The sequence below is a fragment of the Bacillus sp. SIMBA_005 genome (genome assembly GCF_046535585.1).
Taxonomy (GTDB): domain Bacteria; phylum Bacillota; class Bacilli; order Bacillales; family Bacillaceae; genus Bacillus; species Bacillus pumilus.
In genome coordinates this window covers 1-243 of the sequence record NZ_JAWRWI010001002.1, presented here as the reverse complement: position 1 = coordinate 243, position 243 = coordinate 1, and the positions used below count along the sequence as shown (strand labels likewise).

1 protein-coding gene is annotated in these 243 nt (G+C 70.0%); it reads right to left on the bottom strand.

Features of this window, described 5'->3' with window-relative positions; all coding sequences use genetic code 11:
- Positions 1-57 precede the first annotated feature (57 nt).
- Positions 58-243: hypothetical protein (locus SB660_RS23105; RefSeq protein WP_410584877.1), on the bottom strand; the 186-nt coding region annotated here is incomplete at its 5' end.

The window sequence follows — 243 nt, the reverse complement described above, 5'->3', positions numbered from 1 at the left end:
AGTGCACCGATCGGTGGGCAGGCCGGGGGCCTTGCGCCTGATCCGCCCGGTTCCCGTTTATGCGGGCGAGTTTTCTGTTCCATCGCACCCTACCCCCGCTTCTTCCGGCGTGCCGCCGTCTTGCTGGGCGAAGCGGATGACACTGGGATCTTGCGCGCCGTGCCCGGTGTTCGCGCTGGACGCGTCGCAGTCGGGCGTGCCGGAACAGCCTTCGCGCGCGCCTGCGGGCCTCCACTTTCCCCC